We start from the raw sequence: 19390 nt of genomic DNA, 5'->3' as shown, positions 1-19390 counted from the left end.
ACCACGCTCAACGCTACGAATGAGAGGTAGATCACAATGAAAATCGACTGCGCGACGTGCCCGGCCCGGCAGCGGGCCTGTGACGGATGTCTGATGCAGGTGCTCTTTTCCCCTGCCACCAGGGACTTCGGTCCCGAAAGCCAGTGGGCGGAGACCGATGACGACCTCCTCGATGCCATCGATGTGTTCGTTGACACAGCGCTGATTTCGCGGGCGGCCGCACGGGCCGCCAGAAGTGACATCGCAGCACGTCAAACGGGATTCACCGAGCGTTCGCACGGCCGTCTCCGGGCGGTCTGATCCGGTAGGCGGTCCCGACCGCCTCGCGCGTTCGGTGGACATCGGACCCGCGAGTTTCGTAATCTTTCTGAGACCTTCCAGGGCGGGGGTTCCCGCCAGGGGATTTCCGCTCCGAGGTCACCGCCTAATCGCGGCCCCCACCAAGGGCCGCGTACCGGGGAACCACCACTTCCTCATCGGACGCGCGGCGAGAGCCGGGTGCGCCGAGGGATCGGGGTGAATCGCGGGCAACCGCGTAGGGCCATCTCTTCCGGCCCGAACCCGACAGCTAACCCGGTCGGCGGTCAGGGAGAAACAACAAGGAGATACTTTCCGTGGCCAAACACCGTTTGGAACAGCCCCGCGTCGCCGCCAAGGTGGCCAAGACCGCCGTGGTCACCGGTTCGATCGCCGTCGGTGCCCTCGCGCTCGCGGCCGGTCCGGCCGACGCCGCCCCGGTGAACGTGCCGGGTGTCGGGACCTTCGAGGTCCCCGGCATCAACGACAACCAGGTGCCGCCGCAGTTCCAGCAGAACGGCAACAACGGCGGGGGTCTGCTCAACAGCCAGCCGGTGCGTGCCCAGAAGGCGCTGCGCGCCGCCGAGTCCAAGATCGGCTCGCCCTACGTGTACGGCGCCGCCGGCCCGAACGCCTTCGACTGCTCCGGCCTCGTCTACTGGTCGTACAAGCAGGCCGGTAAGACCATCCCGCGTGACAGCTACGGCCAGCTCGGCGGCGGCCAGCGAGTGTCTTCGCTCGCCGACGCCAAGCCCGGCGACGTGCTGATCTTCAACGGCGGCGGCCACGCCGGCATCTACGCTGGCCACGGCCAGTTCATCCACGCCTCGACCGAGGGTGTGCCGGTGAAGCGCGCGCCGGTCAAGGCCTGGGCGCTGACCGGCATCCGCCGCTACTGAGCGCACACGCCGCAAACATGCAGTACCGAGTCGAGCCGTGGGCCCCTCCGGGGAGCGCGGCTCGATTCGAGTATCGGTAGGGATGTCAGAAGTGATGCGTACGTGTGAATTCCGCCGTGCCACCCGGCGCGGCGTATCGATCGTCGCGGCGCTGAGCGTCGCGACCACGCTGGCGGTGGTCTCGCCCGAGTTGGCGATGGCCGAGCCGGCGCGCTCGGCGGACCAGTTGCTCACGCACTACCGCCAGTTGTCGGACCAGGCCGAGAAGTCGGCCGAGTCGATGAACAAGGCGCAGGCCGAGTACGACAAGCAGCGCAAGATCGCCGCCGGCGCGCGCAAGGACGCCGCCGCCGCGCAGAAGGACCTGGACGCGGCCGACCGCCGCCTCGACGAGGCGCGGGCCACGGTCGACGTGCTGGCCCGGGCGAGTTCGCGCGGAGTCCGCGCCAACCGGCTCTACGCCCTGCTGGTCAGCGACTCGCCGCAGAACGTCCTGGACAACATGTCCGACCTCGAGGTGATCTCCCGGCAGGTCGACGGCGACATCGCGAGTGTCAAGAAGTCGGTCGACCGGGCGACCAGCGCCAAGGCGGCCGCGCAGAAGACGTCGGCGACGGCCTCGGCCGCGATGACCGATGCGGTGCGCAAGCGCGGCGAACTGCAGGCCAAGCAGTCCGATCTGCAGCTGGAAGCGGTCACCATCCGCGCGGTCTACCAGTCGATGACCGGCAAGCAACTGGCCGCGCTGCGCGGCCCCAAGTACAACTTCGACCCGCGGGCGGTCCCGAAGGGCACCTCGCCCGAGGCGATCGCCGTGCAGGCCGCGATCAGCCGCATCGGCGATCCCTACGTCTGGGGTGCCACCGGACCGAACCAGTTCGACTGCTCGGGTCTGATGGTGTGGGCCTACAAGCAGGCGGGCAAGACCCTGCCGCGGACCAGCGAAGCGCAGATGGGCGGCGGCACCCCGGTGGCCCGGGGCGACCTCAAGCCGGGCGACCTGATCATCTACTACGGCGACGCCCACCACGTCGGCATGTACGTCGGCGACGGCTACGTGATCCATGCCTCCACGTTCGGTGTCCCGGTCGCCGTGGTGCCCATCGACAAGGCCGGCCCCTACAACTCGGCGCGACGGTACTGACTTGTCCCCAGCCTCCAGGGCCTCCCGGGCGGTGGCCTCCGCCACCGCCCTCGCCCTGCTCGCCGGGGGAGTGACCGCGTGCGGTTCCGGCGAGAAGGCGGCCGCGCCGTCGTCGTCGACGACGCCGCTGTTCAGCACCCCGCCGAACGCCTTCGAGCAGCAGCGGGCCGACGGGGTCACCGCCCTGCTCGACGCCCTCACCAAGGCCCTCACCAGCGGTGATCGGGCCGGGCTCGACGCGTTGATCGACCCGCTGGCGACTCCCGCGTTCCGGCAGTCGCTCCATCGTGCGCAGGACGACCTTCGGCCGGCCCCGGCCCGTCGCGCCGCCACGTCCGTCGCGCCCACGGCCACCCCGTCCGGGGCGGCGCCACAGAGCCCGGCGCCGCAGCGCTCGGTGCCGCGGCGGTCGCCGCGCTCGGGGGATCGGCCGTCGTCGTCGGCCCCGGCCGCCACGGTGCCGCGGGGCAGCAACCTGGTGCTGCGGACCCTGCAGTACCGGCTGGCCCCGTCGGCCGGGCCGGAGCGGCTGATCGGCGGCGAACTCGGCGTACGGCTGAACGACGCCGGCGCCTCCGACACGTGGGTCACCCCGATCACCGCGAGCTACGCGCTCGGCGGTGCGGCCCGTCCGGGTGTCGACGAGCCGGTGATCGATGTGCCGCAGGAACTGGCCGTCGCCCGTTACGGAGACGACTGGAAGCTGCTGGGCGACGGTTCGCTGGCCCCCGACGAGTCGGTCGACCCCACGCAGGAGGTGCGGCCGCCCGAACTGGTGCCGTGGGCGTTCGGCGGGCTCCTGGCCGACGACGTTCCGACGGCCGGCGGCACGTCGTCGATCCTGTCGTACCCGGGTACCGACCGCACCGTGGCGAAGGTGCGCGACCAGCTCGCGCCGGCCGTCGCCGCGGTGACCGCGTTCTGGGGTGACGCGTGGGTGCGCAAGGCCGTCATCCAGGTCACCGGCACCCCCGAACAGTTCGCCGGGTTCACCCGCACCGCGCCGGGGGAGACCAACGCGGCGGCCGCGGCGACCGTCTTCTCGCGGATCGACGGCGGGGCCAAGACGGTGATCGGCCAGCGCGTGGTGCTCGCGCCCGCCGCCGGCCAGCTGTCGGTGGCCGGCATCGGCGTGGTGCTACGGCACGAGCTGACCCACGTCGCGACCAGGCTCGACACCGCCGACGACGCGCCGATGTGGCTCACCGAGGGGGTCGCCGAGTACGTCGGCCGCCGCGGCACCAAGGTCGACTTCACCGATGTGGCGCCGGAGCTGTCCGCGCAGATCGCCGCGGGCGACGTGCCGAAAGCGCTGCCGAGCGACAAGGACTTCTCCGTCGACACCGATGCCGCCCGGCTCGCCTACCAGAGCTCCTGGAGCTTCGCGACGTTCGTCGCGCAGAAGTACGGCGAGGACAAGCTCAAGCGGATGTATCTCGCCGTCGCCCAGGGCGGACCGGTCGCGAAGACCGACGCGGCCCTGGCCGGGGCGCTCGGTGTGGACCGGGCGACCGCCGTCGCGCAGTGGCGGACCTGGCTCGGCAAGCAGGTGCGCTGAATGCGGCGCACCCTGCTCGTCACCAACGACTTCCCGCCCCGCCCCGGCGGGATCCAGTCGTACCTGGAGAACCTGATCGCGCATCTGCCGGCCGACGAGGTGACGGTGTACGCGCCGCGCTGGAAGGGCTGCGAAGCGTACGACGACGCCGCGCCCTACCGGATCGTGCGGCATCCGACGACGCTCATGCTGCCCACTCCGGCGGTCGCTCGTCGTGCGGCGAAGCTGGTGCGGGAGAACGACATTCACACGGTGTGGTTCGGCGCGGCGGCGCCGCTCGCGATCCTCGGCCCGGTGTTGCGGCGAGCGGGCGCGGACCGGATCGTGGCGAGCACGCACGGCCATGAGGTGGGCTGGTCGATGCTGCCGATCGCCCGGCAGGTGCTGAGGCTGATCGGCGACACGGCCGACGTGATCACCTTCGTCAGCAAGTACACGCGCGGACGGTTCGCCTCGGCCTTCGGTCGCTGGGCCGCGCTGGAGTATCTGCCGTGCGGGGTCGACGTCGACCGCTTCGCACCGAACCCGATGGCGCGCGCGGAACTGCGCGACCGCTACGGACTGGGCGAGCGGCCCGTCGTCGTGTGTGTGTCGCGCCTGGTGCCGCGCAAGGGGCAGGACACCCTGATCAAGGCTCTTCCGCGGGTGCTCGACGCCGTGCCGGACGTGCACCTGATGATCGTCGGCGGCGGCCCCTACGCGGACCGGCTGAAGGCGCTCGCCCACAAGACGGGTGTCGCCGACCGGGTCACCTTCACCGGATCGGTGCCGTACGCGGAGCTGCCGGGCCACTACGCGATGGGCGACGTCTTCGCCATGCCCACCCGCACGCGCGGCGGCGGACTGGACGTCGAGGGTCTGGGCATCGTCTTCCTGGAGGCCTCCGCGACCGGCGTGCCGGTCGTGGCCGGCGATTCCGGCGGCGCCCCGGAGACGGTCGTCGACGGCGAGACCGGCCTGGTGGTCAACGGCCGTAGGCCGGCGGTCGTCGCCGACGCGATCGCGAGCATCCTGACCGATCCCGAGCGCGCCGCCGCGATGGGCGCGGCGGGTCGTCGCTGGACGGTGGAGCGCTGGCAGTGGCGCCACCAGGCCGCGAGACTCGACCAGCTGCTCTAGTGTCGCCCGTGGTGGGATCGGAAGACGGCCGCAGCGGTCCGGGCGGGCGGTCGACGGTCCTCAGAGCGTGCTGGCTGGGGCTCGCGGTTCTCGGCGTCGCGGCGGGTGTGTTCGTGGCGGCGATGCCGGTGGGTTCGGTGTCGCTCGGCTGCGCGAAAGGGGACAGCCTCTCCGGACCACTGGCGCACGCCGATGCGACGTGCGATGACTCGATTCGCTACGCGCTGGGTCTGTCTCCGCCGGTGCAGGTGGCGATGGTTCTCGCCATTCCCGCGGTGGTCGCCGCGCTCGTGCTGCGCACGTGGGTCGCAGCTCTCGTGGCGGGGTGCTACGCGGTCATCGCGGTGTTCGGCCTGATGAATTGGACCGACTGGCGGATCACATTTCTCGTGGCCGGCGTGGTCGGGACGATTCTGGCGGGCACCACGGCCCTCGTCCAGTTCGCTCTGCTCCGCTCGTCGCGGTGACGCGCAATTTGATGTGAGGGCCCGCCCGGCCCACTCGATCGGAGTCATGTCGATCGAGCGGAGTTCATGTCGATCGAGCGGAGTCGAGATCAGCTCACCGGCCGCGGGCGTGGCTTCGACTCGTCCTCGGCTATCGCCTCGGACGGCTCAGCCGGCGGGTGGCGCGAGGACTTTGCCAGACGATCGCAGACGCACCCGCCCGCCCTCATAGAGGACGGGCGGGGAGAGTCACTTGCGGTAGATCTTGTCGATCTGGTGGTCGTAGTGATCGGCCACCACCTTGCGCTTCACCTTCATGGTCGGCGTCAGCATGCCGTTGTCCTCGGTGAAGTCGTCGTGCAGGATCCGGAACTTCTTGATCGCCTCGGCGTGCGAGACGGTGGCGTTGGCCTCGTCGATCGCGGTCTGCAGGTCGGCGTGCAGTTCGGGATCCTTGACCAGCAGCCGGACCGGCGTGTTCGGGTCCTTGCCGTTGCGCGACAGCCAGCCGGGGATCTCGTCGGCGTCGAGCGTGAGCAGGGTGCCGATGAACGGCTTCTGGTCGCCCACGACCATCGCCTGGGAGATCATCGGGTGCGCCCGCATGATGTCCTCCATCGGCGCCGGGGAGACGTTCTTGCCGCCGGCGGTGACGATGATCTCCTTCTTGCGGCCGGTGATCTTCAGGTAGCCGTCCTCGTCGAGCGACCCGAGGTCACCGGTGTGGAACCAGCCGTCGGTGATGGCCTCGGCGGTGGCATCGGGGTTGTCCCAGTAGCCGCCGAAGACGACGGCGCCGTTGAGCAGCACCTCGCCGTCCTCGGCGATGCGCACGGCGTTGCCGGGGATGGGCCGCCCGACGGTGCCCATCCGCGCGTGGCTCGGGGTGTTGACGGTGACGGCCGCGGTGGTCTCGGTGAGGCCGTAGCCCTCGTACACCGGGATGCCGACGCCGCGGAAGAAGTGGCCGAGACGAGCGCCGAGCGGCGCGCCGCCGGAGATGGCGAGCTCGCACTGACCGCCCAGCGCGGCCCGCAGCTTGGAGTAGACGAGCCGGTCGTACAGCTGGTGACGCAGGTCCAGGACCTTGCCGATCGAGCCGCTCTCGCCGGCCTTCGAGTAGGAGATGGCGGTCGACGCGGCGCGGTCGAAGATCACGCCCTTGACCTTGGACTCGTCGTACGCCTTCTGCCGGGCCGTGTTGTAGACCTTCTCGAAGACGCGCGGCACCGACAGGATCAGCGACGGGTGGAAGACCTCGAATGTCGGCAGCAGATTCTTCACGTCGGAGGTGAACCCGACCTCGACGCGGGCCTCGATGGCCACCAGGTTGATGGCGCGGGCCAGCACATGCGCCATCGGGAGGAAGAGCAGCAGCCGCTTGCCCTCGCCGAGGAGATCGCTGAGCGAGGTGTCCAGAACGCCGCCGATCTCGCCGAGCAGGTTCGAGTGGTAGAGCATGACGCCCTTGGGGCGGCCGGTGGTGCCGGAGGTGTAGATCAGGGTCGCCGGCGAGTCGGCGTGCAGCGACGTCCGGCGGGCCTCCAGTTCGGTGTCGGTCACGTCGGCGCCGGCCGCGGTGAGGGATTCGAGGATGCCGGGGCCGTCGTCCGGCGCGATGACGAAGACGCCGGTGGCCGCGGTGACGTGCGAGACGTCGTCGAGGAGGGCGCGCTTCTTGTCGTTCTCGACGACGATCGCGACGGCCCCCGAGTCCTCCATGATCCAGTCGATCTGCGGGGCCGACGACGAGTCGTAGATCGGCACCGGTGTGGCGCCGGCGGACCAGATGGCGAAGTCGATCAGCGTCCATTCCAGGCGGGTCGCCGACAGCAGGGCGACCCGGTCACCGGCGTTGACGCCCGACGCGATCAGGCCCTTGGCCAGTGCCCGGACCTTGTCGGCCGCCTCCTGCGCGCTGACCGGGAGCCACTGTCCGCCGGCCTCGTCGAGGAAGACGGTCCGGCCGGGTTCGGCCGCGGCGGCGTCGAACAGGACATCGGTCGCGTTCCGTTCCGGCGGGATCGTGTACTGGGCAGGAACGCGGCATTCGGCCATGGGTGGATACCTCTCTCATTCTGCTGCGGTCCGTGCGTCGGGAGGCGGCGCGGGAGGATCGCTATCGCTCTGCGCTGAACGAAAGAAGAGTCTATCGCCCCGTGTTCGGCGTTTGTGCGTGGTCGGCTTTCCCCGCCGAATACCGGTATGTGAAGCTAGGACGGTGACAACCATCCAGGTAGCCGACGAGACCTTCGTCGCCGCGGCCCCGAGCAGTGCCGGCGCCGTGGTGACCGATCGCGCGCGGTGGCGGCAGTGGTTCGGCGACCTGCGGCTCGAGGTGGTCGAGGACCGTGGCGACGCCGGTGTGCGCTGGCGGGTCGCCGGTCCCGTCGAGGGCACCATGGAGATCTGGTGCGAGGAAGTGCTCGACGGCTTCGTCCTGCACTACTACCTGCACGGTGAGCCGACGACCCCGTTGCCCGCCGATCCGGCCGCCGCGATGGCCGCGATCGCCGAGGCCAACAAGCAGCGGCGAGTGGCGGGCAAGGAGATGTCGTTCCAGGTGAAGGCGCTCTTGGAGGGCGACCGCGAGATCGGCGGCCCCGCCGCCCCGGACCGCGCGGTGCGTCGTGGCTGACCACACCGAGCAGTCCATCGTCATCGGCGCCGACGTCGACGCCGTCATGGGCGTGATCGCCGACTTCGCCGCGTACCCCGAGTGGGTCACCGCCGCGCGGGAGGTGACCGTGCTCGACAGTGACGACGCCGGGCGCGCCCGGCGGGTGCGCTTCGTGCTCGACGCCGGGGTGCTCACCGACACCTACGTGCTCGACTACGCGTGGGCGGCCGACGGCACCGAGGTGTCGTGGCGGCTGGAATCCAGTGACCTGCAGCGCGATCAGCTCGGCAGCTACCGGCTGACCCAGCAGGTCCCCGGCTCGACCAAGGTGACCTACTCGCTCACCGTCGACCTGAAGATCCCGATGATCAGCCAGCTGAAGCGCCGCGCCGAGAAGGCCATCACCGACGCCGCGCTGAACGACCTCAAGAAGAGGGTCGAAGGCTGATCGATCTGGCGCCTCTCCACCTGGTGCTGGGGCCCGGCGGCTCCGGCGTCTCGACGCTGGCCGCCGCCGGAGCCCTCGAGCTGGCGCGCGCGGCCGCGCCGGCCCGCGGCAGCGGACCTCTCGCGCGCGCCGACACCGGCGGGGTGCTGCTGGTGTCCGTCGATCCGCGCTCGGACCTGCCGCGCCGCCTCGGCGTCTTCCGGGTGCCGGGGCAGCCGGTGCCGGTGACCGGGGAACTCGATCTGCTCCATCTGGATCCGCTCGCCGTCACCGAGACGGCCTGGTCGGGGTTCACCGGGGCCCTGGCCGGGGTGGGCGCGGCCCGGAGCCTGCCGCTGGTGGGAACCCTCACCGGCGTCGACGCCGGGGAACTCACCGGATTGCCGGGGATCTCGGAGTTCCTGCTGTTGCGCGCGATCCGCGACGCCGCCACCTCCGGCCGCTGGCAGCGAGTCGTGGTCGACCTGTCCGGGGCGGGGGATCCGTTCGCCGTGTTGCGGTCGCCGACCGTGCTCGCCACCGCGATCGACCGGCTGTGGCCGCGGCACCGGCGGCTCGCCGAGGCCGCCGAGAAGCCGGCACTGGCCCAGATCGCCACCGCCGTGGAAGGCATCGACCGGGACTGCCAGGATCTGCGCGAACTGATCGCCGACTCGCACGAGGTGTCCGTGCACCTGGTCGGCACCGGCGGCCAACGCGGCCTGGCCCGGATCGGCGACGACGTGGCGGCCGCCGACGTGATGGGATTGCCGCTGCGATCGGTGCTGGTGAACGCCGGTTCCGGCGGTCTGCCCACCGAAGCGGTACTCGACCGGGCGAGGGGTCTCCTCGGACCCGATGCGGGATCGGCGGTCTCCATGGTGACGATCGGCCGCCGCGACGAGGAGCCGGTCCGCCTCTCCCGGCTGCGGAAGCTCCGCGTCGTGTTGCCCGCCCCGAACGGCCGGCCGCGGGCCGCGGCCGCCCCCGTCGTCGAACACGTCGGCGGCGAGGGTCTGGATGCGGAATACCGGCTGTCGTGGCGGCAGGCGCTGCCCGACCCCGAGCAGCTCGCGCTCGGCCGCTCCGGCGACGACCTGCTGGTGACGATCGCCGGGTTCCGGCAGCCGGTGCGCCTGCCGTCGGTACTGCGGCGCTGCCAGGTGACCGCGGCCGATTGGGACGGCGCACGGCTCAGCGTCGGATTCCGGCCGGATCCGGCGGTCTGGCCGCAGCGCTGACGACCGTCGGCGTAGCGTGTTTCCGCAGCGCGCCGGACGCCGGATGCATCCGGAAGTGACCGGCGGGTAACCTTGACGATTCGCACCGTTCGAGAAGCGAGGAGACCGTCTTCCATGGCCGACGACACGCAGGAGACCGGAACCGGGGCCACCTCCGGTGATCCGGTCGGCACCCTGCTGCTCGGTGTCGCCGGACAGATCGAACAGCTGGCCGCGCTGATCACCGGTCCCGGCCTCGCCGGTCTGCCGGGGATCGACGACGAGGGGCTCGCCAGACTGGCCGGGCTGGTCGGGGAGGCCGGCGGCCTGGCCGCCGAGCTCGGGGATCTGGTCTCACGCCTGCTCGCGGCGTGCATCGCGGTGCTGGAGGCCGCCGCCGAACTGCTCCGCGCCGAGTCGGACACGGCCGCGCCGGCCTCGACCCGGTTCCAGTCGATTCCGGTCCGGATCACCGCGGCACCCGCGCATCCGTGAAAGGCTGAGGGACGATGAGCACCTCCGGCAACGACCTCACCATCGGCATCGACATCGGCGGCACCAGCGTGCGCGCCGCGGTGGTCGACGCCCGCGGCGGGATGCTCGACACCCTCCGGGCCGCGACACCGCCGACCGCCGGGGCCCTGGAACACTGCCTGGACCGGCTGGTGGGGGAACTCCGCGACCGCTGGACGGTGCACGCGGTGGGACTGGCGATCGCCGGATTCCTGTCACCGGACTGCCAGACCGTGCGGTTCGCGCCCCATCTCGCGTGGCGGGAGGCCGCGGTGCCGGCCGAGATGTCCGAGCGGCTCGGCCTGCCGGTGTTCGCCGAGCACGACGGCAACTCCGCGGCCCTGGCCGAGCTGCACTTCGGCGCGGCCTCGCGGGGACACAACACCCTGGTGCTGGCCCTGGGCACGGGCATCGGCGCGGGCATGCTGATGGGCGGTGAGATCTATCGCGGAAGCTTCGGCGTCGCCCCCGAGTTCGGGCACCTCACCGTCGTTCCCGACGGACGGCCGTGCAGCTGCGGTAAGCGCGGATGCCTCGAAAGATATTGCAGCGGAACCGCACTGGTCGATACGGCCGTCGAGCTGATGGCCGAGACCGATGCCCGGCATTCGGTGCTGGCCGCCGATTCCGCCGCCGATCCCGGATCACTCACCGGACGCCGGGTGGCGGCCGCCGCCGCGGAGGGGGATCCGGTGGCGGTGGCGGCGTTCGCGAGTCTGGCGCGCTGGCTGGGGCAGGGGATGGCGATGATCGCCGACGTCTTCGACCCGGACATGATCGTGATCGCCGGCGGCCTCGGCATGGCCTCCGGGCTGTACCTGGATGAGGCGCGCGAACACTACGCGGGTCTGGTGACGGGGGCCGGTCACCGCCAGCTGGCCCGGATCCGGGCGACGCAGCTGGGGGAGGCCGCGGGTCTGATCGGCGCCGCCCAGGTGGCGCGTCTCGGACTCGCCGGACGGCAGGAGCCGGGCGCGCCGCTCGTGGCCGTCGCACAGTAGAGTGAGGGACCGAACTCGGGCCCGCTGATCGCGTCGGGCCGCGGATGCCGGAAGGAAGCGGGTCGGGAGTATGTGGTACTACCTGTTCAAGTACATCCTCATGGGACCGTGGCTGTGGCTGATGGGCCGCCCCAAGGTGGAGGGCCTGGAGAACATTCCGGACGACGGCGCCGCGCTCCTGGCGAGCAATCACCTCGCCGTCGTCGACAGCTTCTACCTCCCGCTGACGGTGCCCCGGCGGATCTTCTTCCTCGCCAAGTCGGAATACTTCACCGGCACCGGTCTCAAAGGCCGTTTCCAGCGCTGGTTCTTCTCCTCGTCGGGCCAGATCCCGATCGACCGGTCCGGAGCGACGGCCGCCGCGGGCGCCCTCCTCGCCGGTAAGCGGGTCCTGGAGTCCGGGCGACTGCTCTGCCTGTACCCGGAGGGCACCCGCTCGCCGGACGGCCGCCTGTACAAGGGCAAGACGGGCCTGGCCCGGATGGCGCTGGAGACCGGGGTCCCGGTGATCCCCGTCGCGATGATCGGCACCGACCGGATCAACCCGCCCGGCACCGTGCTGCCGCGCCCGACCCGGCTCACCATCCGCGTCGGCGAGCCGCTCGACTTCTCCCGCTACGAGGGGATGGCCGGGAACCGCTTCATCGAGCGGGCCGTGACCGACGAGATCATGTACGCCCTGATGCGGCTCTCCGGCCAGCAGTACGTGGACGTCTACGCGGCCAGCCTGAAGAACCCGAAGCCGCCGGCCGCCGCGTAGTCGTCCTCGTCACTCGAGCGCGCGAAAAGGCTTGACGCACAGCAGGATCAGGAACAGCAGGCCCCACAGCAGGTAGGCGTTGCCGACGACCTGCTGCCACCACGACCACACGGTGACGTCCTTCGGCAGCAGCTGGAACGGGCCGATCAGGAAGATCGGCACCCCGATCACGCCGAGCCCGCCGTAGCACCGAGCCGTCCAGCGTTCCCGGGTGTCGACGGCCAGCACGAAGCACGCCATGATCGCCGGGAGCGCCCACACCCAGTGGTGCGACCACGTGGTCGGGGCGACCATCAGCCCCCACAGGGCGACGAGGCAGGCGGCGAGCAGGGCGTTCACGTCGTCGCGCGCGGTCGCGCCCGGGGCGAACGCCGCCACCGGGCGGGTGCGCCACAGCGCCGTACCGGCCAGCGCCGTCACCACCAGCGCCGACAACACCCAGGCGGCCGGGGCGGCCGGATTCTCGGCGCCGAGGATCCGCAGCCACGCGGCGTTGAGGTTCTGGTTGATCGGCCCCTCCGGCACCCCGATCCGGCTGGTGTGGAAGACCGTGTCGGTCCAGTAGGTGCGCGAGTCGGCGGGCAGCCAGGCCGCGGCGATCGCGGCGGCCAGCACGAAGGCCGCCACCCCGGTCCAGAACGCCCGCCATCTCGCGGCGGCGGCGAACACGCCGAGGAAGACCAGCGGCGTCAACTTGATCGCCGAGGCGAGGCCGACGAGGGTGCCGCGCAGCACCGCCACCGGGCCGGTCGGGGCGCGTCCGTCGTCGTCCGTGGCACGGGCCCGGCCGACGGCGAACAGATCGATCACGATCATCGCCAGCAGGATGATGTTGATCTGGCCGAAGCCGAGCGTCATCCCGAAGGGGTTGGACCACACCGCGACCGCGGAGATCCACAGGGCGAGCACGGGCCGGCCGGCGGCAGCGCCGACGTGCAGCAGACGGAGGAAGATGGCCGTCACGTAGACCAGGCAGACGACGCTGAGCACCGAGATGAGAATCCCGCCGGCGGCGAGGGAGAGCGCGCCCAGCGGGGTGAACACCATGGCGGCGAACGGGGGATAGGTGAAGGGCAGCCAGATCCCGTCCTGGGTGAACGGCAGCGATCCGTCGGCGTACAGGCTGATGCCCTGGTGCCACAGCTGGCCGCCGAGCCGGTAGACGTCCAGGTCGAAGCGGCTCCGGGTGCCGTAGCTCGACGTGCCCGGAATACCGATGATCTGCAGGGTCGCCGAGGTGGCCAGCACCACGATCGCACTGACCCACGCGAACGGCCCGGGCCGCCACCGGCTCAGCCTGATCGCCGTCGTGCGGGCGTACGGAGACATGGCGTTAAAGGTACCGCCCGGCCGATCCGCGCGGTCGCCGTGTGGGCCCGCCGCCTCGCCACCGGGTGCGGCGGCGTGGATAATCGGTGCCCGTGCGCTACTTCTACGACTGCGAGTTCATCGAGGACGGCACCACGATCGAGCTCGTGTCCATCGGCGTCGTCGCCGAGGACGGTCGCGAGTTCTACGCCGTGTCCACCGAATTCGATCCCGGCCGAGCCGGGCCGTGGGTGCGGGCGAATGTGCTCGACAAGCTCCCGTCACCGGCCGACAAGGCCTGGCGCAGCCGCCGCCAGATCCGCGACGACCTGCTCGCCTTCCTGACCGCCGGACCGGGTGAGGTGGAGTTGTGGGCGTGGGTGGGCGCCTACGACCACGTGGTGCTGTGCCAGCTGTGGGGCGCCATGCCGGGGCTGCCGCGGGAGTTGCCGCGCTTCACGCGCGAGCTGCGCCAGCACTGGGAGGTGGCGGGCAGTCCGGAGCTTCCGGCCACCAGCCGCGACGCGCACAGCGCGCTCGTCGACGCCCGGCAGAACCTGCTGCGATGGAAGGCCATCGAGGCCGCACGCGGGTGAGTGGTTCGCCGGGTTCGGCGGGCACCGGATAAGTCCCGGCCTCCGGCGGGCCCGCGGCGACTCTCCGATACCCTGGACGCCGTGGTGAACTGGACCGTAGACGTACCGATCGACGAGCTCCCGGAGCTCCCCCCGCTGCCGGGGAAGTTGCAGGCCGAGTTCGAGGACATGCTGGCCCGGCCCGCGCTGCAGCAGCCGAGCTGGGCGCCCGACGAGGCGCGCAAGATGCGCACCGTGCTGGAGAGCGTGCCGCCGATCTGCATGCCGTCGGAGGTCGAGAATCTGCGCGCCCAGCTCGCCGAGGTCGCCGAGGGACGGGCCTTCCTGCTGCAGGGCGGCGACTGCGCCGAGACCTTCGCCGCCAACACCGAGCCGCACATCAAGGCCAACATCCGCACGCTGCTGCAGATGGCCGTGGTGCTCACCTACGGCGCCAGCACCCCGGTGGTGAAGGTGGCGCGCATCGCCGGCCAGTACGCCAAGCCGCGCTCGGCCAACACCGACTCGCTCGGGCTGCTCAGCTACCGCGGCGACATGGTCAACGGCCTCGACCCGAACGAGGACGCGCGCGTGCACGACCCGTCGCGCCTGGTGCGGGCGTACGCCAACGCCGCCGCCGCGATGAACCTGGTCCGCGCGCTCACCGGCAGTGAGGCGCGGCTGGCCCGCGTGCACGACTGGAATCGCGAGTTCGTCGCCGCGTCCCCGGCCGGTGCCCGCTACGAGGCGCTCGCCGCCGAGATCGACCGCGGATTGCGCTTCATGGACGCCTGCGGCGTCACCGACTCCAGCCTCGAGTCGGCGTCGATCTTCGCCTCGCACGAGGCGCTGGTGATGGACTACGAGCGCGCCATGCTGCGGCTGGCCGACGACCCGCGGGGCGGCGACGAGCCGGTCCTGTACGACCTGTCCGCGCACTTCCTCTGGATCGGCGAGCGGACCCGTCAGATCGACGGCGCCCACGTCGCGTTCGCCAAGCTGATCGCCAATCCGATCGGCATGAAGATCGGGCCCACCACCACCCCCGAGCAGGCCGTCGAGTACGTGGAGCTGCTCGACCCGGACAACAGTCCGGGCCGGCTCACGCTGGTCTCCCGGATGGGCAACGACAAGGTGCGCGAGGTGCTGCCGGGGATCGTCAAGGCCGTCGAGGAGACGGGCCATAAGGTGATCTGGCAGTGCGATCCCATGCACGGCAACACCCACACGGCGTCGAACGGTTTCAAGACCCGGCACTTCGATCGCGTCATCGATGAGGTCCAGGGCTTCTTCGAGGTGCATCGCGCGCTCGGCACCCACCCGGGCGGCATCCACATCGAGCTGACCGGCGAGGACGTCACCGAGTGCCTCGGCGGCGCCCAGGACATCTCCGATCTCGACCTGGAGAGCCGCTACGAGACGGCCTGCGATCCGCGTCTGAACACCCAGCAGTCGCTGGAACTGGCCTTCCTGGTCGCGGAGATGCTCCGCGGCTGACGCCGCTCCGGTCACGCCGGGAGCGCTGCGGCCTCGGCCGGCTCGCGTTCCGGCTCGGGTCCGGCGACGTGTCCGCGCGGAACGCCGCGCAGCGCGACGAAGCCGAGGACCGCGGCCGCGGCGGTCACCGCCACGGCGACCCAGACGGCGCTGTGCAGCCCGTCGACGAAGACGTCTTGTACGGTGACGGTCAGCGTCGTCACCGCGCCGGGCGGGGCGCGATGGGCCACCTCGACCCCGGCCATCACCGAACCGGCGGCGGTGTCGGTCGCCGCGTGCGGGACGCCGAGCGCGGCGAACCGGTCGGAGACGCCCGCGGCGTAGACCGAGGTGAGGACCGACCCGAGGACCGCGACGCCCAGTGCGCCGCCGATCTCCCGGGTGGTGTCGTTGACGGCCGAGCCCGCCCCGGCCTGTGCGGGGGTGAGCGCGTCCATGATCACCTGGGTGCATGGCCCGGAGATGAAGGCCAGGCCCACCGCCATCAGCGCCATCGACCAGACCACCAGCTGCCAGTAGCCGGAGGTCCGCGAGGCCGTCTCGACGAGGGCGAATCCGGCGGTCATGAACAGGGCCCCGGCGGTCGCGACCGATCGCGGGCCGAAGCGGTGGGCCAGCGCCATGGCGACCGGTGAGAAGACGGCCATCACGGCGGCGAACGGCAGGGTGCGGACGCCGGCGGCGAGCGGTCCGTAGCCCTGGACCGCCTGGAAGAACTGGGTGATCAGGAAGATGAAGCCGAACAGTGCGAAGAACGCGACGGCGATCATCGTGGCCGCCGTCGCGAAGTAGCGGTTGGCGAACAGCCGGACGTCCAGGATCGGATGGGTGACGCGGAGCTGGCGCATCACGAACCCGGCGAGGATCACGGCCGCCAGCACCAGACCGCCGATCGTGCGGGCGCTGGACCAGCCGTGATGGGGGCCTTCGATCACCGAGAAGGTCAGCAGTCCGAGGCCGGCGATGGACAGTGCCAGGCCGGGGACGTCGAACGGGTGAGCCGCTTCCGGCCGGGTGCCGGGCACCGTGAGCACGACCGCCGCGATCGCGAGGGCGCCGAACGGCAGATTGACCCAGAACACCGACGACCACGAGAAGTGTTCCAGCAGCCAGCCGCCGAGCACCGGGCCGATCGCGACCGCGATGCCGGACACCGCGGCCCAGATGCCGACGGCGACGGCCCGCTGCCGCCCCGGGAGGAACGTGGCCGTGATGATCGCGAGCGTGGCCGGGAAGACCAGGGCGGCGAAGACTCCGAGCAGCCCGCGGGTGGCGATCAGCTGGCCGAGTGAGCCCGCCGACGCGGCGAGAGCCGACGCCGCGGTGAATCCGGCGATGCCGATCAGCAGGGTGCGACGGTGCCCGAACCGGTCGCCGAGGTAGCCGCCGGTCAGCAGCAGTCCGGCGAAGACCAGCGTGTACATGTCGACGATCCATTGCAGTCCGGAGATCCCGGCGTGCAGGTCGCGGCCCAGTGTGGGCAGGGCGACGTTGACGATCGTGTTGTCGATCATCACCAGTAGTTCGGCGAAGCACAGGGCGCCGAGCGTCCACCAGCGGTTTCTCATCGATCTCGCCTCTCTTGTTTTAGAACACCGTTCTTTTGTTGTGTAACAATGTTCTATTAAAGAAGAACACCGTTCCAGTAGGCTTGTCAACATGTCATCGGAGACTCCTCGTAGCCGGACGTCGGCGGGCGATGTCCGCCCGCTGCTGGTCGCCGCCGGCCGGCGCATCCTCGAGCGGGACGGGGCGGCCGGGCTCACCGTGCGGGCCGTCGCGAAGGAGGCCGGTGTCGCGCCGATGGGGGTCTACAACCACTTCGACGGCAAGGAGGGGCTGCTCGACGCGGTGGTCACGGACGGGTTCGCCGAATTCGGTGCCGCCATCGCCACCACCGACGCCGAGGCCGCGGCGCGGCTGGTCGCCAGCGGCGTCGCCTATCGCGATTTCGCGCTGGCGAACCCGGTGCTCTACTCGCTGATGTTCTCCACGACCTGCGAGGCCGAAGGCAGGACGGTGGCGCGGGCATTCGACAATCTGGTGGACATCGTGCGGTACGCGCAGGTCGGCGGCGTGATCCGGGCCGGTGACCCGGTCGAGATCGCGGTGCAGGTGTGGTCGTGCGCGCACGGCGCAGTCTCGCTGGAACTGGCCGGCGCCGAGCCCGCGCTGTCGCGGGCGGGCGCGGAATCGGGCGCGGAGGCCTTCGCCGACCACGGCGCGAAGAATTACGAGAACGTGCTGGCCCTGATCGTGCGGGGCCTGGCTCCGTAGGTCTGGATCGAGACCGCCCGTTCTGGCCGACCGCTCCGGTCAGAACGGTGGTGGTCCGGCGGCTTCGGCGGCGCGTGCGCGTTCTCGGCGCAGGCGGGCGCGTTCGGTGCGGCGCCAGGCGTGTTTGTAGGCGGTGGCCGCCCGCAGACCGCCCCTGGGTGCGTATCCGCCCTCGTTCCCGGGGCCTGCCGGTACGTGTGGGCCGGGTTCGGGTGGTGCTTGGGGCTGGTGGGCACACCTCACCCCGGTGAGCTGGGGGAACAGCCACTGGTTCGGTGCGCGGGTCTCGAACGTCATGCCGTGGACGGTGATCGCGGTCCAGACGGTGCCGTCGTCGTCGATCCACTGCTCATCGACCCACCCGTCTGCGGGGTTCGACGCGCCGAGGTGGGTTTTCAGGAGGTGATGACGCTGACATTTGGGGTTGACATTGCACAAACAGGTCGGGCCGCCCGAGGCCGGGCACACCTGGTCGTATTCCTCGCAGTGATCCAACTCGCAGCGCCACGCCGGCTGGTGGCAGCCCGGGATCGTGCACGTGCCGAACAGGGCGCGGACCAGGACGTCCAGGGCCGCGGTGGGCCGGTAGGGGTCGCCGGGCTGGGCGGTGTCGGTGAGAAACACCGGCGGCACGCGGCCGTTGTTGGCCCGTTGAGCCGTCGGGTCGTGAGCTGCGACGTCCGGCGGCACGGGACCGTTGTTCGCCCGTAGAGCCGTCGAGTCGTGAGCCGAGACGTCCGGCGGCACGGAGCCGTTGGTAGCCCGTTGAGCCGTCGAGTCGTGAGCCGAGACGTCCGGCGGCGCGGAGCCGTTGGTAGCCCGTTGAGCCGTCGAGGCGCTAGCCGAGACGTGTCGAAACGCCCTGCTCGCAGGAAGTTCAACGGCCTGTTCATCAGTGTCATGACGTGCCGGGCCGCCGCCGTCGGAAACTGCCCGGTCAGCCTCATCGCGACCGTGGTCGTCTGGTGGCCGGATCTCGGCCGCCGGACCGGGGCCGCCAGCTGCCTCGGTGTCCGCGCCGTGCTGGGCCGGGTTGTCGCCGGTCGCCGCGGACTGGGCCTTCGTGTCGAGACCTCGACCAGCATGGAGTCCACTCGATCGGTGGGAAGACGCGTCAGGCCCCGCTGCCGTTGCCCTTGCCCTTGCCGTTGCTGTTGCCGCCGAGTGTGGGGTCAGGAGTTTGTCCAGGTCGAGGTCCCGCACCAGTGCGTCGGGGCGGCGGGCGAGGTCGCGGGCATGGTCGGCGCTGATCGGCCCGTGCCCATCGAGGAACCCGGGCTGATCGTCCTGCCCGGTCAGGGTGGACTTGCGGCACACCGCGTGCACGATGATCCGCGCCTGCCGCTCAGAAATCTCTTCGTCAGTCAGGGTCGCGGTGCAGGTGGTCTTGTCCGGGCAGGCACAGGTGAACGGTAATCCCCGCAGACGCGCGATCGCCGCCGCCGACCGCCGCGCCCCCATGGTGCGGGGGTCATTCAGGCAGACCCCGGCGACCATCGCCTCCACCGCCTCATAGGCCAGGCGAGTCTCCTCGGCGTCAGCGGTGACATGAATCCCGCCCAGCCCTTCCGCGTAGTCGCGCCGGGTGACATTCTTCCGGCGCTGCGCCTTCTCGTGTCGTTTCCGGCTCGCCTCGGCGTCATGGGTGGTGACGATCCGGTCGGCGATCTGCCCGGCCGCCTTCACCGAGACATGCCCCGCCCGAGCCAGGGCCGTGGCGAGGTCGTCA

18 protein-coding genes, 1 pseudogene and 1 riboswitch are annotated in these 19390 nt (G+C 71.0%); of the genes and pseudogenes, 15 read left to right on the top strand and 4 right to left on the bottom strand.

Features of this window, described 5'->3' with window-relative positions; translation table 11 throughout:
* Nucleotides 1-93: 93 nt before the first annotated feature.
* From ACSEEN_RS19530 to ACSEEN_RS19505, 6 genes are all read left to right on the top strand, one after another.
* The gene (locus tag ACSEEN_RS19530; protein WP_247864067.1) at nt 94-300 is read left to right on the top strand and encodes a hypothetical protein; all 207 of its coding nucleotides are present in this window, start codon (nt 94-96) and stop codon (nt 298-300) included.
* A gap of 111 nt (nt 301-411) precedes the next feature.
* A riboswitch (cyclic di-AMP (ydaO/yuaA leader) is annotated at nt 412-597 on the top strand.
* Between the two features lie 17 nt (nt 598-614).
* The gene (locus ACSEEN_RS19525) at nt 615-1196 is read left to right on the top strand and encodes a C40 family peptidase (protein WP_247864066.1); all 582 of its coding nucleotides are present in this window, start codon (nt 615-617) and stop codon (nt 1194-1196) included.
* Between the two features lie 94 nt (nt 1197-1290).
* Nucleotides 1291-2340 carry a C40 family peptidase gene (locus ACSEEN_RS19520; protein WP_247864065.1) on the top strand — a complete coding sequence of 350 codons (1050 nt, stop codon included), beginning with the start codon at nt 1291-1293 and terminating at the stop codon, nt 2338-2340.
* Between the two features lie 31 nt (nt 2341-2371).
* Nucleotides 2372-3898, top strand: coding sequence for a peptidase MA family metallohydrolase (locus tag ACSEEN_RS19515; RefSeq protein ID WP_440714069.1), 1527 nt, complete (start codon nt 2372-2374; stop codon nt 3896-3898).
* Entirely contained in the window at nt 3899-5017 is a 1119-nt protein-coding gene (locus tag ACSEEN_RS19510) for a glycosyltransferase family 4 protein (RefSeq protein WP_440714068.1), read from the top strand.
* The gene (locus ACSEEN_RS19505) at nt 5017-5484 is read left to right on the top strand and encodes an ABC transporter permease (RefSeq protein WP_440714067.1); all 468 of its coding nucleotides are present in this window, start codon (nt 5017-5019) and stop codon (nt 5482-5484) included. The genes ACSEEN_RS19510 and ACSEEN_RS19505 overlap by 1 nt, the downstream gene beginning before the upstream one ends.
* Before the next feature lie 228 nt (nt 5485-5712).
* Here ACSEEN_RS19505 and ACSEEN_RS19500 read toward each other — a convergent pair whose 3' ends face one another.
* Complete coding sequence (locus ACSEEN_RS19500; protein ID WP_247864061.1) at nt 5713-7521, bottom strand: AMP-dependent synthetase/ligase; 1809 nt, start codon at nt 7519-7521, stop codon at nt 5713-5715.
* A gap of 163 nt (nt 7522-7684) precedes the next feature.
* Between ACSEEN_RS19500 and ACSEEN_RS19495 the strand changes: the two genes are divergently transcribed.
* The 6 genes from ACSEEN_RS19495 (at nt 7685) to ACSEEN_RS19470 (ending at nt 12004) form a co-directional block, all read left to right on the top strand.
* Nucleotides 7685-8101, top strand: a complete 417-nt coding sequence (locus ACSEEN_RS19495; RefSeq protein WP_247864060.1) for a hypothetical protein — start codon at nt 7685-7687, stop codon at nt 8099-8101.
* A complete protein-coding gene (locus ACSEEN_RS19490) occupies nt 8094-8531 on the top strand; it encodes an SRPBCC family protein (protein ID WP_247864059.1) in 438 nt (145 codons plus the stop codon). Before ACSEEN_RS19495 ends, ACSEEN_RS19490 begins: the two co-directional genes overlap by 8 nt.
* Nucleotides 8532-8551: 20 nt before the next feature.
* Nucleotides 8552-9751 carry an ArsA family ATPase gene (locus ACSEEN_RS19485; protein WP_440714071.1) on the top strand — a complete coding sequence of 400 codons (1200 nt, stop codon included), beginning with the start codon at nt 8552-8554 and terminating at the stop codon, nt 9749-9751.
* A gap of 114 nt (nt 9752-9865) precedes the next feature.
* Nucleotides 9866-10225 carry a hypothetical protein gene (locus tag ACSEEN_RS19480; RefSeq protein WP_298443970.1) on the top strand — a complete coding sequence of 120 codons (360 nt, stop codon included), beginning with the start codon at nt 9866-9868 and terminating at the stop codon, nt 10223-10225.
* 14 nt (nt 10226-10239) lie between these two features.
* Entirely contained in the window at nt 10240-11244 is a 1005-nt protein-coding gene (locus ACSEEN_RS19475) for an ROK family protein (protein WP_247864057.1), read from the top strand.
* Between the two features lie 70 nt (nt 11245-11314).
* Complete coding sequence (locus ACSEEN_RS19470) at nt 11315-12004, top strand: lysophospholipid acyltransferase family protein (RefSeq protein WP_247864056.1); 690 nt, start codon at nt 11315-11317, stop codon at nt 12002-12004.
* Between the two features lie 9 nt (nt 12005-12013).
* Here the strand turns inward: ACSEEN_RS19470 and ACSEEN_RS19465 are convergent, their stop codons facing one another.
* Entirely contained in the window at nt 12014-13333 is a 1320-nt protein-coding gene (locus tag ACSEEN_RS19465) for a glycosyltransferase 87 family protein (protein ID WP_440714066.1), read from the bottom strand.
* Between the two features lie 92 nt (nt 13334-13425).
* Between ACSEEN_RS19465 and ACSEEN_RS19460 the strand changes: the two genes are divergently transcribed.
* Together ACSEEN_RS19460 and ACSEEN_RS19455 are read left to right on the top strand one after the other, a co-directional pair.
* Nucleotides 13426-13908 carry a polyadenylate-specific 3'-exoribonuclease AS gene (locus tag ACSEEN_RS19460; protein WP_298443983.1) on the top strand — a complete coding sequence of 161 codons (483 nt, stop codon included), beginning with the start codon at nt 13426-13428 and terminating at the stop codon, nt 13906-13908.
* Between the two features lie 81 nt (nt 13909-13989).
* Nucleotides 13990-15384: a class II 3-deoxy-7-phosphoheptulonate synthase gene (locus ACSEEN_RS19455; RefSeq protein WP_247864054.1), complete on the top strand. Its 1395-nt coding sequence runs from the start codon at nt 13990-13992 to the stop codon at nt 15382-15384.
* 11 nt (nt 15385-15395) lie between these two features.
* Here the strand turns inward: ACSEEN_RS19455 and ACSEEN_RS19450 are convergent, their stop codons facing one another.
* Entirely contained in the window at nt 15396-16952 is a 1557-nt protein-coding gene (locus ACSEEN_RS19450) for a DHA2 family efflux MFS transporter permease subunit (RefSeq protein ID WP_440714065.1), read from the bottom strand.
* 91 nt (nt 16953-17043) lie between these two features.
* Between ACSEEN_RS19450 and ACSEEN_RS19445 the strand changes: the two genes are divergently transcribed.
* Nucleotides 17044-17661 (top strand): TetR/AcrR family transcriptional regulator, encoded by a 618-nt coding sequence (locus ACSEEN_RS19445; RefSeq protein ID WP_440714064.1) that lies wholly within the window; start codon nt 17044-17046, stop codon nt 17659-17661.
* Nucleotides 17662-17700: 39 nt separating this feature from the next.
* Here the strand turns inward: ACSEEN_RS19445 and ACSEEN_RS19440 are convergent.
* Nucleotides 17701-19390: pseudogene (locus ACSEEN_RS19440) on the bottom strand (hypothetical protein); the annotation flags it as partial.

The organism is Gordonia marina (genome assembly GCF_052036135.1).
GTDB lineage: Bacteria > Actinomycetota > Actinomycetes > Mycobacteriales > Mycobacteriaceae > Gordonia.
Note: the sequence above shows the minus strand (reverse complement) of the source record. Positions and strands in the feature narration are given on the sequence as shown.

What these genes read in the sequence shown, in the direction of transcription:
- ACSEEN_RS19470 (WP_247864056.1), top strand. Translation starts at nt 11,315, where the DNA reads ATGTGGTACTACCTGTTCAAGTACATCCTCATGGGACCGTGGCTGTGG.
- ACSEEN_RS19520 (WP_247864065.1), top strand. Translation starts at nt 1,291, where the DNA reads ATGCGTACGTGTGAATTCCGCCGTGCCACCCGGCGCGGCGTATCGATC.
- ACSEEN_RS19475 (WP_247864057.1), top strand. Translation starts at nt 10,240, where the DNA reads ATGAGCACCTCCGGCAACGACCTCACCATCGGCATCGACATCGGCGGC.
- ACSEEN_RS19510 (WP_440714068.1), top strand. Translation starts at nt 3,899, where the DNA reads ATGCGGCGCACCCTGCTCGTCACCAACGACTTCCCGCCCCGCCCCGGC.
- ACSEEN_RS19530 (WP_247864067.1), top strand. Translation starts at nt 94, where the DNA reads ATGCAGGTGCTCTTTTCCCCTGCCACCAGGGACTTCGGTCCCGAAAGC.
- ACSEEN_RS19450 (WP_440714065.1), bottom strand. Translation starts at nt 16,952, where the DNA reads ATGAGAAACCGCTGGTGGACGCTCGGCGCCCTGTGCTTCGCCGAACTA.
- ACSEEN_RS19465 (WP_440714066.1), bottom strand. Translation starts at nt 13,333, where the DNA reads ATGTCTCCGTACGCCCGCACGACGGCGATCAGGCTGAGCCGGTGGCGG.
- ACSEEN_RS19445 (WP_440714064.1), top strand. Translation starts at nt 17,044, where the DNA reads ATGTCATCGGAGACTCCTCGTAGCCGGACGTCGGCGGGCGATGTCCGC.
- ACSEEN_RS19500 (WP_247864061.1), bottom strand. Translation starts at nt 7,521, where the DNA reads ATGGCCGAATGCCGCGTTCCTGCCCAGTACACGATCCCGCCGGAACGG.
- ACSEEN_RS19480 (WP_298443970.1), top strand. Translation starts at nt 9,866, where the DNA reads ATGGCCGACGACACGCAGGAGACCGGAACCGGGGCCACCTCCGGTGAT.